This window comes from Neptunomonas japonica DSM 18939 (assembly GCF_000422765.1).
GTDB classification, from domain to species: Bacteria; Pseudomonadota; Gammaproteobacteria; order Pseudomonadales; family Balneatricaceae; genus Neptunomonas; species Neptunomonas japonica.
In genome coordinates this window covers 1-15,636 of sequence record NZ_AUGR01000036.1, presented here as the reverse complement: position 1 = coordinate 15,636, position 15,636 = coordinate 1, and the positions used below count along the sequence as shown (strand labels likewise).

At 45.7% G+C, this 15,636-nt stretch carries 13 protein-coding genes and 1 tRNA gene; all 14 read right to left on the bottom strand.

The genetic code is table 11. The annotated features are described in order from the left end of the window. A partial coding sequence (locus tag G511_RS24010) for a GTP-binding protein (RefSeq protein WP_245574124.1) occupies nucleotides 1-236 on the bottom strand: 236 nt, incomplete at its 3' end. Nucleotides 237-266: 30 nt separating this feature from the next. Then, entirely contained in the window at nucleotides 267-2,360 is a 2,094-nt protein-coding gene (gene fusA / locus G511_RS0117470) for an elongation factor G (RefSeq protein ID WP_028470789.1), read from the bottom strand. Between the two features lie 19 nt (nucleotides 2,361-2,379). After that, nucleotides 2,380-2,850, bottom strand: a complete 471-nt coding sequence (gene rpsG, locus G511_RS0117465) for a 30S ribosomal protein S7 (RefSeq protein WP_028470788.1) — start codon at nucleotides 2,848-2,850, stop codon at nucleotides 2,380-2,382. Between the two features lie 151 nt (nucleotides 2,851-3,001). Next, entirely contained in the window at nucleotides 3,002-3,376 is a 375-nt protein-coding gene (gene rpsL, locus G511_RS0117460) for a 30S ribosomal protein S12 (protein WP_028470787.1), read from the bottom strand. Between the two features lie 126 nt (nucleotides 3,377-3,502). Further along, the gene (rpoC, locus tag G511_RS0117455; protein WP_028470786.1) at nucleotides 3,503-7,723 is read right to left on the bottom strand and encodes a DNA-directed RNA polymerase subunit beta'; all 4,221 of its coding nucleotides are present in this window, start codon (nucleotides 7,721-7,723) and stop codon (nucleotides 3,503-3,505) included. A 66-nt stretch (nucleotides 7,724-7,789) separates the two neighbouring features. Beyond that, entirely contained in the window at nucleotides 7,790-11,884 is a 4,095-nt protein-coding gene (gene rpoB / locus G511_RS0117450) for a DNA-directed RNA polymerase subunit beta (RefSeq protein WP_028470785.1), read from the bottom strand. A 174-nt stretch (nucleotides 11,885-12,058) separates the two neighbouring features. After that, on the bottom strand, nucleotides 12,059-12,427 hold the full coding sequence (gene rplL / locus G511_RS0117445; protein WP_028470784.1) for a 50S ribosomal protein L7/L12: 369 nt from the start codon (nucleotides 12,425-12,427) through the stop codon (nucleotides 12,059-12,061). 60 nt (nucleotides 12,428-12,487) lie between these two features. Beyond that, complete coding sequence (gene rplJ, locus G511_RS0117440; RefSeq protein ID WP_028470783.1) at nucleotides 12,488-12,982, bottom strand: 50S ribosomal protein L10; 495 nt, start codon at nucleotides 12,980-12,982, stop codon at nucleotides 12,488-12,490. Between the two features lie 197 nt (nucleotides 12,983-13,179). Continuing rightward, on the bottom strand, nucleotides 13,180-13,875 hold the full coding sequence (gene rplA / locus G511_RS0117435) for a 50S ribosomal protein L1 (RefSeq protein WP_028470782.1): 696 nt from the start codon (nucleotides 13,873-13,875) through the stop codon (nucleotides 13,180-13,182). Beyond that, complete coding sequence (gene rplK, locus G511_RS0117430) at nucleotides 13,875-14,309, bottom strand: 50S ribosomal protein L11 (protein ID WP_028470781.1); 435 nt, start codon at nucleotides 14,307-14,309, stop codon at nucleotides 13,875-13,877. The genes rplA and rplK overlap by 1 nt, the downstream gene beginning before the upstream one ends. Nucleotides 14,310-14,410: 101 nt before the next feature. Next, nucleotides 14,411-14,944: a transcription termination/antitermination protein NusG gene (gene nusG / locus G511_RS0117425; RefSeq protein ID WP_028470780.1), complete on the bottom strand. Its 534-nt coding sequence runs from the start codon at nucleotides 14,942-14,944 to the stop codon at nucleotides 14,411-14,413. Between the two features lie 10 nt (nucleotides 14,945-14,954). Further along, on the bottom strand, nucleotides 14,955-15,323 hold the full coding sequence (gene secE / locus G511_RS0117420; RefSeq protein ID WP_028470779.1) for a preprotein translocase subunit SecE: 369 nt from the start codon (nucleotides 15,321-15,323) through the stop codon (nucleotides 14,955-14,957). Nucleotides 15,324-15,381: 58 nt separating this feature from the next. Next, a tRNA-Trp gene (locus tag G511_RS0117415) sits at nucleotides 15,382-15,457 on the bottom strand. A 62-nt stretch (nucleotides 15,458-15,519) separates the two neighbouring features. Beyond that, a partial coding sequence (locus G511_RS24250; protein WP_483814912.1) for an EF-Tu C-terminal domain-related protein occupies nucleotides 15,520-15,636 on the bottom strand: 117 nt, incomplete at its 5' end.

Sequence of the window (15,636 nt, the reverse complement as noted above, 5' to 3'; positions counted from 1 at the left end):
TGCGCATAGTGACGAATCGTTGATTCGTACTCTACGTGCGATGTAGAGATTGTGATACCACGCTCACGTTCTTCTGGAGCATTATCGATACCGTCAAATGCCACTGCTTCACCGCCGAACACTTCCGCACATACGCGCGTTAGTGCTGCAGTTAGGGTTGTTTTGCCATGGTCAACGTGGCCAATTGTGCCTACGTTGACATGCGGCAGATTTCGTTCAAATGCTTGTTTTGCCACGATAAAATACCTCTTAAATTATGGCGAAGGCTAATAAGCCCTCGTCACCGCTTCGGCGACATTCTTAGGAGCTTCAGCGTAACACTCAAACTCCATAGAGTAAGTTGCACGCCCTTGAGTTGCGGAACGCAAATCAGTTGCATATCCGAACATTTCACCCAACGGAACCTGTGCATTAATCACTTTGCCAGATGGAGTGTCTTCCATACCCTGAACAAGACCACGACGACGGTTAAGATCACCCATAACGTCGCCCATGTAATCCTCTGGAGTAACCACTTCGACTTTCATCATTGGTTCCAACAGACATGGATCTGCTTGTAAAGCGTATTTTTTTAATGCTTGAGATGCGGCAATTTTAAATGCCATCTCATTGGAGTCAACATCGTGATATGAGCCATCATACAGACGAGCTTTCAGACCAATCAGCGGATAACCAGCAATAACACCGTTCCGCATCTGTTCTGTAATACCCTTCTCGACAGCACCGATGTATTCCTTAGGAATAGCACCGCCTACCACCTCATTGATGAATTCCAAACCCTCTTCATCAGACGGGCTGAATTCAACCATAACGTGACCATACTGACCACGACCACCCGACTGGCGGGCGAATTTATGGTTAGCATCGATTGACTGACGAATCTTCTCGCGATAGGCAACCTGAGGCTTACCAATGTTTGCTTCAACGTTGAACTCACGACGCATACGATCAACCAGGATATCAAGATGAAGCTCACCCATTCCCGAGATGATTGTCTGACCAGACTCTTCATCAGTTTCAACACGGAAAGATGGGTCTTCCTGTGCCAACTTACCCAGAGCCACACCCATTTTCTCTTGATCAGCCTTAGTTTTAGGCTCAACAGCAACAGAGATAACAGGCTCAGGGAACTCCATGCGCTCCAATACGATTTTATTCGTAGGATCACATAGTGTGTCACCCGTGGTAACGTCTTTCATACCAATCAATGCAGCGATATCACCTGCACGCACTTCTTTAATCTCATCGCGATTGTTTGCATGCATCTGCACCATACGACCAACACGTTCCTTTTTGCTCTTTACAGAGTTAAAGACGCTGTCGCCTGAAGCCAAAACACCCGAATAAACACGAACAAACGTTAAAGTACCAACAAATGGATCGGTTGCAATTTTAAATGCAAGCGCTGCAAATGGAGCAGTATCTTCAGCCGGACGAGCCGCGACAGTTTCATCTTTGTCGTCCAGAGTACCTTCAATCGCTTTAACTTCGATTGGTGAAGGCATGTACTCAATAACAGCATCCAGCATCGCCTGAACGCCTTTATTCTTAAAGGCCGAACCGCACTGCATTAGAACGACGTCATTATCTAGCGTACGCGCGCGCAGACCCACTTTGATTTCGTCATTGTTCAAGTCACCTTCTTCAAGGTACTTTTCCATCAACTCATCAGAAGACTCTGCTGCTGCCTCAACCATCTCTTCACGAAGTTCATCAGCTTTTGCCTGAAGATCAGCCGGAATATCTTCCAGCTCATAAGTCATACCCTGATCTGCCTCATTCCACATAATTGCTTTCATGAGAATCAGATCAACAACGCCTTTGAATTCATCTTCAGCGCCGATAGGGAAGTTAATTGGAACAGCCTTAGCCCCTAAACGAGCTTTCAGCTGATCAATAACCATAAAGAAATCTGCACCCGCACGGTCCATTTTATTAACGAAGACCATACGAGGAACATGGTATTTATTAGCTTGACGCCAGACAGTTTCAGTCTGCGGTTGCACACCTGAAGAGGCGCACAACACAACAACCGCACCATCCAAGACACGCAGTGAACGCTCTACTTCGATTGTGAAGTCAACGTGCCCCGGCGTATCAATAATATTGATGCGGTGGTTTTCAAACTGCTTGCTCATACCCTGCCAGAAACAGGTAGTCGCAGCAGACGTGATAGTAATACCACGCTCCTGCTCCTGCTCCATCCAATCCATTGTCGCGGCGCCATCATGCACCTCACCAATTTTATGAGATAGACCTGTATAGAAGAGTACGCGCTCGGTTGTAGTCGTTTTACCGGCATCTACGTGTGCAACAATACCAATATTACGGTAACGCACAATAGGAGTTTTACGAGCCACGACTCATTCCTCTGGAGTTTTAGAAGCGATAGTGAGCAAAAGCTTTGTTAGCTTCAGCCATGCGATGCACATCTTCACGCTTCTTAACAGCAGCACCACGACCATCAGCAGCGTCTAGTACTTCACCAGCCAAGCGCAAAGCCATGGATTTTTCACCACGCTTACGTGAAGCATCTACCAACCAACGCATAGACAAAGCCATACGACGCGAAGGACGTACTTCACACGGTACTTGGTAAGTAGCACCACCAACACGGCGGGATTTAACTTCAACCGCTGGCTGGATAGCGTCTAACGCTTTTACAAACATATCCAGAGGATCGTTATTAGAACGTTCTTGGATTTTATCTAGTGCACCGTAAACAATACGCTCTGCAACAGATTTTTTACCGCTGACCATTACATGGTTAATAAATTTTGCCAATGTAATGTTACCGAATTTAGGATCCGGCAGTATTTCGCGCTTTGCAGCGACGCGTCTTCTAGGCATGATAAGCCCTCATATTTAAAAGGTCTTCAGGAAATTCAGATAGATAAGTATCTACCTAACCTTACTCTTACCGGGTCCGGGTCTTGTCGATTTAGTATTGGGTCTGTTACCAGATACGCTACTAGCATCAACATCCACCGTTAAACGGTGATTAAGACTTAGGACGTTTAGTACCGTACTTCGAACGAGCCTGCTTACGATCGTTAACGCCTGAACAATCCAATGCGCCACGAACAGTATGATAACGAACACCTGGCAAATCTTTTACACGACCGCCACGGATCAATACAACACTATGTTCTTGCAGGTTATGACCTTCACCACCAATGTAGGAAGTCACTTCGAAGCCGTTTGTTAAACGAACACGGCAAACTTTACGAAGGGCCGAGTTTGGCTTCTTCGGAGTTGTAGTGTAAACACGTGTACATACGCCACGACGCTGAGGGCAAGCCTGCAGAGCCGGTACGTCACTTTTTTGTACTTTGCGCTTACGTGGTTTGCGAACCAATTGGTTAATTGTTGCCATTAAAGCAAACTCCACGTTTTCACGTTTAATTAAAAGCACCAAAAAACCGGATTATTATTAATCCGGTCACTAGGGGGCCGGAATTTTAATCAATTCCGACCCTTAAAGTCAATCTCTGATTAAAAATTAATCAGAATTTGACAAAGAGGCATTCAATGCAGCGGCTAGTGCTTCTTGCACTTCTTCTGCACTGACTGTCTCAGTTCCTTCCGCAATCGCTTTTTTGCGTTTGCGTTCACTGTGATAAGCCAGACCTGTTCCCGCAGGAATTAGACGACCAACCACAACGTTTTCTTTCAAACCGCGTAAGAAGTCTTGCTTGCCCTTCACTGCCCCTTCGGTCAGTACGCGAGTTGTTTCCTGGAAGGATGCAGCTGAGATAAAGGACTCTGTTGCAAGAGACGCTTTAGTCACACCTAACAGAACACGCTCAAACTTAGCAGGAATCTTATCTGCCGCTTCAAGTTCTGCATTTTCAGATACGACTGCAGCATACTCAACCTGCTCACCAGGGATAAAGGTAGAGTCACCAGAGGTGAGGATTTCAACTTTACGCAACATCTGACGACAGATAACTTCGATGTGCTTATCGTTAATACCTACACCCTGAAGACGGTAAACATCTTGGATTTCATTAACAACAAACTCAGCTAATGCCTCAACACCCAAGATACGCAAGATATCATGCGGGTTAGTTGGACCATCAGAAATAACCTCACCTTTTTCAACATATTCACCTTCAAATACGTTGAGGTTACGCCATTTCTGAATCATTAACTCAAACGGTTCAGCATCATTTGGCGTGATAACCAAGCGTTTCTTGCCTTTGGTTTCCTTACCGAACGAGATGATACCCGATATTTCAGCCAGTATTGACGATTCTTTCGGCTTACGCGCTTCAAACAAATCAGCTACACGTGGCAAACCACCGGTAATATCTTTGTTTACAGAGCCTTCCTGCGGAATACGTGCTAGCGCCTCACCTACAGCCACTTTAGCGCCATCAGCCAAGTTAATGATGGCTTTAGCAGGCAATAAGTACTGCACCGGCTGGTCAGTACCAGGGTGACAAATATCAACGCCTTTTTCATCTACCAATTTAATCATTGGACGGATGTCTTTACCGGCTGCTGGACGATCTTTACCATCCAACACTTCAGTAGTCGAAAGACCTGTCAGATCATCAGTAGTTTGCTTAACCGTGATACCGTCTTCCATACCTACGTAAATTACTGTACCAGCAACTTCGGTAATAATTGGATGCGTATGCGGATCCCAGTTTGCAACGATATCGCCAGGATTAACCTCAGCGCCATCTTGAACCTTAATAACAGCACCGTAAGGAAGCTTATAACGCTCGCGCTCACGACCATGCTCATCTGTTACGCCCAGCTCACCAGAACGTGACACGGCAACTAAGTGCCCTGCTGGCGTTTCAACATGCTTAAGGTTATGCAGGCGAATCTCACCGCCTTTTTTAACCTCAACACTATCAACTGCAGCAGCCCTAGAAGCAGCCCCACCGATATGGAACGTACGCATAGTAAGCTGAGTACCCGGCTCACCGATAGACTGTGCAGCGATAACACCGACAGCCTCACCCGCATTAACACCATGACCACGACCCAAGTCACGACCGTAACATGCCGCACAAATACCAAAGCGCGTATCACATGTAATTGCCGAACGAACGATAATCTCATCGATAGACGAGAATGCCTCATCATTTTCTAAATGATGAACCCATGCTTCATCAATCAAGGTCCCTGCAGGAATAAGCACATCCACACCCGCTGGATCAAGAACATCACGTGCCACCACACGACCGAGTATACGATGCCCTAACGCTACAACAACATCGCCACCTTCAATCATTGGCTGGATAACAAGACCATTCTCAGTGCCGCAATCTGTCTCAGTAATAACCAGGTCCTGTGCCACATCAACTAAACGACGTGTTAGGTAACCGGAGTTAGCCGTTTTCAGAGCCGTATCAGCCAAACCTTTACGAGCACCGTGAGTAGAGATAAAGTACTGAAGTACGTTCAAACCTTCACGGAAGTTAGCAACGATCGGCGTCTCAATGATCGAGCCATCTGGCTTAGCCATCAAACCACGCATACCTGCTAGCTGTCGAATCTGTGCAGCACTCCCACGAGCACCGGAGTCAGCCATCATATAAACTGAGTTGAAAGACTCCTGATCGACTTCATCGCCTTCACGATCAATAACTTTTTCAATTTTTAGGTTTTCCATCATACGCTTGGCCAACAAATCGTTAGCACGCGACCAGATATCAATAACCTTGTTGTATTTCTCGCCTTGCGTTACCAAACCATCAGCAAACTGACGCTCGATTTCTTTTACTTCAGCATCGGCTTCACCAACGATTGTTGGTTTCTCATCAGGAATAACGAAATCGTTAACACCAATAGATGAGCCTGAAACGGTAGCTTGACGGAAGCCCATATACATCAGCTGATCAGCAAAAATTACCGTATCTTTAAGACCGCAACGACGATACGCTTCATTCAACAAGCGTGAAATCGCTTTTTTCTTCATCGCTTGGTTAACAAGCTCAAACGGTAGGCCATCAGGAACGATAGAGAACAACATGGCACGACCCGCTGTTGTCTCTTTCATTTCCGTGATTTCAGTAACATTACCTTCGATATCACGAATTACTTCACTGATACGTACTTTAATACGCGCCTGCAAGTCTAACTGTTTAGCACCGTAAGCACGTTCGATCTCTTCGATATCAGCAAAGGCCATGCCTTCACCTTTAGCGTTGATACGTGAACGCGTCATCCAATACAGACCCAATACAACATCCTGTGAAGGCACGATGATTGGCTCGCCGTTTGCTGGCGACAATATGTTGTTGGTAGACATCATCAAAGCACGCGCTTCAAGCTGCGCTTCAATAGTCAACGGTACGTGTACCGCCATCTGGTCACCATCAAAGTCGGCGTTGTACGCCGCACACACCAATGGGTGCAACTGAATCGCTTTACCTTCGATCAACACTGGTTCAAACGCCTGAATACCCAAGCGGTGAAGTGTTGGTGCACGGTTAAGAAGAATAGGATGTTCGCGGATTACTTCATCCAAGATATCCCATACTAATGGCTCTTCACGCTCAACCATCTTCTTAGCGGCTTTTATTGTTGTCGCATAGCCACGCAATTCAAGCTTAGAAAAGATGAACGGCTTGAATAGCTCAAGTGCCATCTTCTTAGGAAGACCACACTGATGCAGACGCAGGTACGGACCTACCACGATAACCGAACGACCCGAGTAATCTACACGTTTACCCAATAGGTTCTGACGGAAACGACCCTGCTTACCTTTGATCATATCAGCCAAAGATTTTAATGGACGTTTGTTAGAACCTGTAATAGCGCGACCACGGCGACCGTTATCCAATAGCGCATCTACTGATTCTTGCAGCATACGTTTTTCGTTACGCACAATAATATCAGGCGCGTTCAGATCTAATAGACGTTTCAAACGGTTATTACGGTTAATAACACGGCGATACAGATCATTCAGATCTGAAGTAGCAAAACGACCACCATCCAAAGGTACCAATGGACGAAGATCTGGCGGCAATACTGGCAAGATTGACAGCACCATCCACTCTGGTTTGTTACCAGATTTGTAAAATGATTCGCACAGTTTAAGACGCTTAGAAAGCTTCTTGATTTTAGTTTCAGAGTTTGTCTGCGGAATTTCTTCACGCAACATTTGAATCTCTTCTTCCAAATCTATTGAAGCCATCAACATCTGAACCGCTTCAGCACCCATACGAGCATCGAATTCGTCACCGAACTCTTCAAGCGCTTCAAAGTACTGCTCGTCGTTCATCAGCTGGCCACGCTCAAGCGTAGTCATGCCAGGCTCAACAACAACAAATGATTCAAAATACAGAATTCGTTCGATATCACGCAGCGTAATATCAAGCATTAATCCGATACGTGACGGCAATGATTTTAGGAACCAAATATGTGCAACAGGGCTAGCTAATTCAATATGCCCCATGCGGTCACGACGTACTTTGGTTAGCGTGACTTCAACACCACACTTCTCACAAATAACACCGCGATGCTTCATGCGCTTATACTTACCGCACAAGCACTCATAATCCTTTACTGGACCAAAGATCTTCGCACAGAACAAGCCATCACGCTCAGGCTTGAAAGTACGATAGTTAATCGTTTCAGGTTTTTTAACTTCACCGAATGACCACGAGCGGATCATTTCCGGTGATGCAAGCGAGATTTTGATCGAGTCAAATTCATCAGCCTGGCTTTGTGACTTCAGTAGATTCAGCAGATCTTTCATTGTCTACGGCTCCTCGCGGAGTTATTGGGCAGGCACAGCGCACCTACCCGGGTGATTCGGCAATACCTAGTCGTTCTCTAGCTCAATATCGATACCAAGAGAGCGAATCTCTTTAATCAATACATTGAACGATTCAGGCATTCCTGGCTCCATTTTGTGGTTTCCGTCGACGATGTTTTTATACATCTTCGTACGTCCATTCACGTCATCCGACTTAACAGTCAGCATCTCTTGAAGAGTATATGCTGCGCCGTACGCCTCCAGCGCCCACACTTCCATCTCACCGAAGCGCTGACCACCGAACTGCGCTTTACCACCCAGCGGCTGCTGAGTAACAAGGCTGTAAGAACCAGTTGAACGTGCATGCATCTTGTCATCAACCAAATGGTTAAGTTTTAGCATGTACATGTAACCAACAGTCACTTGACGCTCAAACTCATCACCTGAACGACCATCAAATAACGTAACCTGACCTGTATCGTTCATGCCAGCCATACGAAGAAGCTCTTTAACTTCTGCTTCTTTCGCACCATCAAATGCAGGTGTTGCCAACGGCACACCACCACGCAAGTTACGGGCTAGATCGATAATTTCTTCATCTGAGAAGCTGTCAAGATCTTCATGACGGGCGTTGTTCCAGCCATCCAGCTCGCTGTTATAAATGCGATGCAAGAACTCACGAATTTCTTTAACCGCTTCAGCTTTTTCGCGCTCAACTTCTAACATCTCATTGATGCGTCGACCCAAGCCTTTAGCAGCCGCACCCATGTGCGTCTCAAGAACCTGACCAACGTTCATTCGCGAAGGTACACCTAGCGGATTCAGAACGATATCAACTGGCTCACCGTTAGCATCATAAGGCATATCTTCTACCGGCATGATAACCGAGATAACACCTTTGTTACCGTGACGACCAGCCATCTTATCGCCTGGCTGTACGCGACGCTTAGTAGCCACATACACTTTAACAATCTTCAATACGCCCGGCGCTAAATCATCACCAGCCTGAAGTTTGTTCTTTTTACTTTCAAATTTCTTGTCAAGCTCTTCGCGGCGCTCTTCAAGCTGAGCTTTCGCCTGTTCTAGCTGCTCAGAAACGGCTTCATCAGAAAGACGGATTTTAAACCACTCTTCTTTCTTCAGATCAGCTAAAAATGCTTCTGTAATTTCAGCACCTTTAACTAGGCCAGCACCACCATCGGCTTGCTTGCCAACCAGCACTTTAGCCAAACGTTCAAAGGTAGCCTGCTCAACGATACGGTATTCGTCGTTAAGATCTTTACGAATAGCATCCATCTCTGCTTTTTCAATCGCTAGAGCACGCTCATCTTTAGCAACACCATCACGTGTAAAGACCTGCACATCGATAACTTTACCGGTAGTACCGCCTTTCACTCGCAAAGAAGTATCTTTAACGTCAGAAGCTTTCTCGCCAAAGATTGCACGTAGTAGCTTTTCTTCAGGCGTAAGCTGAGTTTCACCTTTTGGCGTCACTTTACCTACAAGAATGTCTCCAGGGCCTACTTCAGCACCGATGTGAACAATACCTGATTCATCCAGCTTCGCTAGCGCAGACTCACCTACGTTTGGAATATCTGAAGTGATTTCTTCAGATCCCAACTTAGTGTCACGCGCAACACAGGTTAGCTCTGAAATATGAATAGTGGTAAAACGATCTTCTTCCACTACACGCTCTGAGATAAGAATAGAATCCTCAAAGTTGTAACCATTCCAAGGCATAAATGCGATACGCATATTCTGACCAAGCGCCAACTCACCCATGTCGACAGAAGGACCGTCAGCCATGATATCGCCACGCTTAACTGTTTCACCTGGGCGAACAATTGAACGCTGGTTGATACAAGTATTTTGGTTAGAACGGGTGTATTTAGTAAGGCTATAAATATCTACACCAGCATCACCGGCCGTTACTTCTGCGTCGCCTACACGAACAACAATACGTGCTGCATCTACTGATTCAATAATACCGCCACGCTCAGCGGTAACACATACACCAGAATCACGAGCAACATAACGCTCCATACCTGTACCTACGAGCGGCTTATCAGCACGCAATGTAGGAACAGCCTGACGCTGCATGTTAGAACCCATCAACGCTCGGTTAGCATCATCATGCTCAAGGAACGGGATAAGCGATGCAGCAATAGAAACCACCTGACGCGGAGACACATCCATGTAATCGACCTTTGCAGGTGCCATTACTGTTGTTTCATTCAGATGCCTAACCGTTACCATCTCATCAAGCAAACGCTTCTCTTCATCCATAGATGCAGAAGCCTGAGCGATAACAAAGTTGTTTTCTTCAATTGCTGATAAGTATTCGATATCGTCAGCAACAACACCATCAACTACTTTGCGGTATGGCGTTTCAAGGAAACCATAGTCGTTAGTACGAGCAAATGTTGCCAATGAGTTGATAAGACCGATGTTTGGCCCCTCAGGTGTTTCGATAGGACATACACGACCATAGTGAGTCGGATGTACATCTCGAACCTCAAAACCAGCACGTTCACGAGTCAAACCACCCGGGCCTAATGCAGAAATACGACGCTTATGCGTTACCTCTGATAGCGGGTTGTTCTGATCCATAAACTGCGACAACTGCGAAGAACCAAAGAATTCTTTTACAGCAGCCGCAACAGGCTTAGCATTGATCAAATCCTGAGGCATCAGGTTATCAGCTTCAGCCATGCTTAGACGATCACGAACTGCACGCTCAACACGCACCAAACCAACACGGAATTGGTTTTCTGCCATCTCACCAACAGAACGGATGCGACGGTTACCCAAGTGATCGATATCATCGACAATGCCTTTACCATTGCGTATATCAATCAGGGTTTTCATTACATCTAAGATGTCTTCTTTATCTAGTACGCCTGACCCAGTTTCTGCATCACGCCCTAGACGACGATTAAACTTCATACGACCAACAGCTGACATGTCATAACGTTCTTCAGCGAAGAACAAGTTACCAAACAATGTTTCAGCAGATTCTTTTGTTGGTGGCTCACCAGGACGCATCATACGGTAAATTTCTACCAATGCTTCCAACTGGCTACGAGTAGGATCGTTACGCAAGGTATCTGAGATAAACGGACCACAATCAAGCTCGTTTGTATAAAGCGTCTCGATCTCAGTCACATTAGCTGCAACAAGCGTCGCTACCAATTCATCCGTTACTAATGTATTACATGGACAAACCAGCTCACCCGTTGCAGGGTCAACAACATCTCTAGCAATCGATTTACCAATCAGATATTCAAGAGGCACTTCTAGCTGAGGCATATCAGCCATTTTCTTGATATGGCGCGGAGTAATACGACGACCAGCCTCAACAATCACATCGCCTTCATTATTCTTGATCTCGAATGACATGGTTTCACCACGCAAACGGTCAGGAATAAGACCCATCTGTACTTTATCTGCAGAAAGAACCCATGATGTGTTCTCAAAGAAAATATCAAGAATTTCATGTGTATCATAACCCAGAGCACGCAACAGCACAGTTGCAGGCAATTTACGGCGACGGTCAATACGAACAAACAGCGCATCTTTAGGGTCAAATTCAAAATCTAACCAAGATCCACGGTAAGGAATAATACGCGCAGAATATAGCAGCTTACCAGACGAGTGTGTTTTACCTTTATCATGATCAAAGAACACACCAGGTGAGCGATGAAGCTGAGAAACGATAACACGCTCAGTTCCATTTACTACAAATGTTCCATTGTCCGTCATCAAAGGCATTTCGCCCATGTAGACTTCTTGTTCGCGGATATCTTTTACTGCTTTATTTGATGATTCACGATCATAAATAACCAACCGCACTTTAACGCGCAGCGGAGCTGCGTATGTAATGCCACGCTGTTGACATTCTTTGACGTCAAAAACAGGCTCACCTAGGCGATAGCCTACATATTCCAATGCAGCATTTCCGGAATAAGAGACAATAGGAAATACAGATTTAAATGCCGCGTGTAGACCTTCCTCTTTACGATCTCCGGCATCCGCACCTTCCTGTAGGAATTTGCGATAAGAGTCTAGCTGGATCGCCAGCAGGTAAGGTACATCCATGACTTGCAGCAATTTGCTGAAATCTTTCCGGATGCGTTTCTTTTCAGTATACGAATAAGCCATCAGTGTTCCCCAGCATGTGCACCAAGTTGAGAAGCAGCCCAGAACGAGAATTTCTGGCCCGCGGAGCCGCTATTTATTTGCTGTCTACAAATAACGGAAAAAGGCCGGTGGCAATTTGCCACCAGCCATAGGTGTTTCAAGCAGTCTCAGGCTGCTTGTAAAGCATAAGCCAGATTACTTAAGCTCTGCAGAAGCGCCAGCTTCTTCCAACACTTTCTTAAGCTCTTCAGCTTCATCTTTGCTAACGCCTTCTTTAATAGCAGAAGGAGCGCCATCAACAAGACCTTTAGCTTCTTTCAAGCCAAGACCTGTAGCAGCACGAACAGCTTTGATTACGTTAACTTTCTTATCACCAGCAGCAGTCAGGATAACGTCGAATTCAGTCTGCTCAACAGCAGCTGCAGCGTCGCCAGCAGGACCAGCAACTACAGCAGCAGCTGCAGATACGCCGAATTTTTCTTCCATTGCTGAAACTAGTTCAACAACATCCATTACAGACATTTCAGCGATAGCGTTAATGATATCTTCTTTAGTCAGAGACATGACTTTTTCCTAAAATATGGAGCCTAAGCTCGTTTAAATCGTTATGAAACAGCAAAAAAATTACGCTGCTTCTTGCTCTTTCTGATCGCGAACAGCGTCGATAACACGTACCAACTTGCCTGCTGCTGCTTCTTTCATACAGCTCATCAGTTTTGCAAGCGCTTCGTTGTAGGTTGGCAAGCTTGCCAATAGCGCTACATCTACTACTTCGCCTTCAAATGCTGCTGATTTAAGCTCAAGCTTATCGTTCTTCTTAGCGAATTCTTTAAGAATACGCGCACCCGCACCCGGGTGATCTGTAGAAAAAGCGATAATCGTTGGGCCTGTGAAAGATTCAGACAAACACTCATACGCTGTACCAGTTAATGCACGACGTGCCAATGTGTTACGTACTACACGCAACCACACGCCATTTTCACGCGCTTCTTTACGCAGAGCTGTCATATCCCCAACGGTAACACCGCGAGAATCAGCCACTACTGCAGATAGTGCGTTTTGAGCAGCTTCCTGGACTTCAGCGACGATCGCTTTTTTGTCTTCTAGTCCTAATGCCACAATTAACTCCTGGATTAATAGTCTTACGACTGTTTACCATCAATCTACCTAAGTAGAGTTGCGAGCACGGTGGTATTCACCGTCTGCGCAGGCTGGCCACCCATTAAGATACGTCAAAGACGCATCACCTGCGGTCTTTGACGGTCTTCGTCTCTGTCTAACAGGTCGCGAAGACCCTCAAAAAACCTATTGGTTGATTAAGAAGCTAAAGAAGCCTGATCAACCAAGATGCCTGGCCCCATAGTAGAGGACAGAACGATTTTCTTAATGTAGATACCTTTTGACGCTGCCGGCTTAAGTTTCTTAAGATCAGCAACCAAAGCCGCTACATTGCCTTTAATTGCATCTGCTTCAAATTCAATTTTACCCACGCCTGCGTGGATAATTCCGTTTTTATCTGTACGGAAGCGAACCTGACCAGCTTTTGCATTTTTAACAGCAGTTACTACATCTGGAGTCACGGTGCCAACTTTAGGGTTAGGCATCAAACCACGTGGACCCAAGATTTGACCCAACTGACCAACAACACGCATAGCGTCTGGAGTTGCGATAACAACACCATAGTCAAGGTCACCAGCTTTCATAGAAGCTGCTAGATCATCAAAACCAACAACATCTGCACCAGCTTCTTGCGCCTTAACAGCGTTTTCACCCTGTGCAAAAACAGCAACACGAACTTCTTTACCTGTACCATTTGGCAATACAGTAGAACCACGTACAACCTGATCTGATTTACGAGGATCAACACCCAAGTTAACAGAAACATCAATTGACTCTTTAAAACCAACTGTAGACACTTTAGCCAGTAACTCTACTGCTTCAGTGATTGAATATGCTTTTCCTGAAGTTACTACTTCACGGATAGCTTTCTGACGCTTAGTTAGCTTAGCCATTATTCCTGACCCTCCACTACAAGACCCATGCTGCGAGCACTACCAGCGATAGTATTAACAGCCGTTTCTAAATCAGAAGCATTCAGATCTGGCATTTTGATTGTTGCGATCTCTTCCAACTGAGCCTGCGTCACCAAACCAACTTTCACAGTATTCGGACGACCAGAACCACTTTTCAAGCCTGCTGCTTTCAACAACAGAACTGAAGCCGGCGGAGTTTTAGTAATAAAAGTAAAGCTACGGTCACTGTAAACAGTAATCACAACTGGAGTCGGCAAGCCTGGCTCCAAGCTCTGAGTCTCAGCATTGAATGCTTTACAGAACTCCATGATATTTACGCCGTGCTGACCCAAAGCCGGACCTACTGGAGGACTTGGGTTAGCTTGAGCTGCTTTAATCTGCAACTTAATGTAAGCCTGTATTTTCTTGGCCATTTTCAACAATCTCCTTTGGGTATATCGCCTTACGGCTCCCCGGTTTTACAAAGACAGAAAAACTCCACCTTATAAAAGGCAGAGTTTTTAGATTTTTTATATCAGACTTTTTCGACCTGCCCGAACGCCAATTCAACCGGCGTAGAACGACCAAATATAAGCACCGCAACCTTCATGCGATTCTTCTCATAATCGATCTCTTCGACAACGCCATTAAAGTCAGCAAACGGACCATCCGAAACACGTACCATCTCACCTGGCTCAAACACAGTCTTAGGCTTAGGCTTATCAACACCGCTCTGTACTCGAGACAAAATCTCATCAGCTTCACGCTGAGTAATAGGAGCAGGCTTATCTGCAGTACCGCCAATAAAACCTAAAACGCGCGCAGTATGCTTAACGAGATGCCAAGTCTCATCAGTCATCTCCATCTGCACTAACACATAACCAGGGTAAAACTTACGCTCAGACTTGCGTTTTTTTCCATCCTTAATTTCAACAACTTCTTCTGTTGGAACCAGGATGTCACCAAACATATCCTCCAAACCACCAAGAGAAATACGCTCTTCTAACAATGTTTTTACACGCTTCTCATAGTTAGAGTGAGCATGAACAACATACCAATTTTTAGCCATGCCCTTTCTCCTAACCTATTATACTAGAGACTATCCAACCCAATAATGTGTCAAGCCCCCACAACATCAAACCAATCAGCAACACCACAACCACAACCATCGCTGTCGTCTGCAGCGTTTCTTGGCGCGTAGGCCAAACAACCTTACGCACTTCGTTCTTCGCTTCTTTAAATAGAGTGAAAAACGCACGACCTTTCTCTGTTTGCAGCGCAACAAATCCTGCAACCAAGCCCAACACCAACAAGGCAATGACTCGATACAACAAGGACTGCTCTGCATACATTGAGTTACCAACAACACCTGCCGCAACAAGCAGCACAACAACCAACCATTTCAAGGTGTCGAACTTAGATCCTTCAGATGCAACTTTTGAATTCACGCTTGTTAGCCTCGGCTTCGAATAAAGCTTGCGCTTTGATGCCACTCTCGACTGAGAATGGCAGGTCAGGAGGGACTCGAACCCACAACCTGCGGTTTTGGAGACCGCTGCTCTGCCAATTGAGCCACTGACCTTTAAAAACAGGGACGCACATTATATGTGCAGCCCCGCTGTTTGGCAATACCTTTTATCGTTATTAAGCGATAATTTTAGATACTACACCTGCACCTACTGTACGTCCGCCTTCACGAATCGCAAAACGCAGACCTTCGTCCATTGCGATTGGTGCAATCAGAGTAACAACCATCTTAAC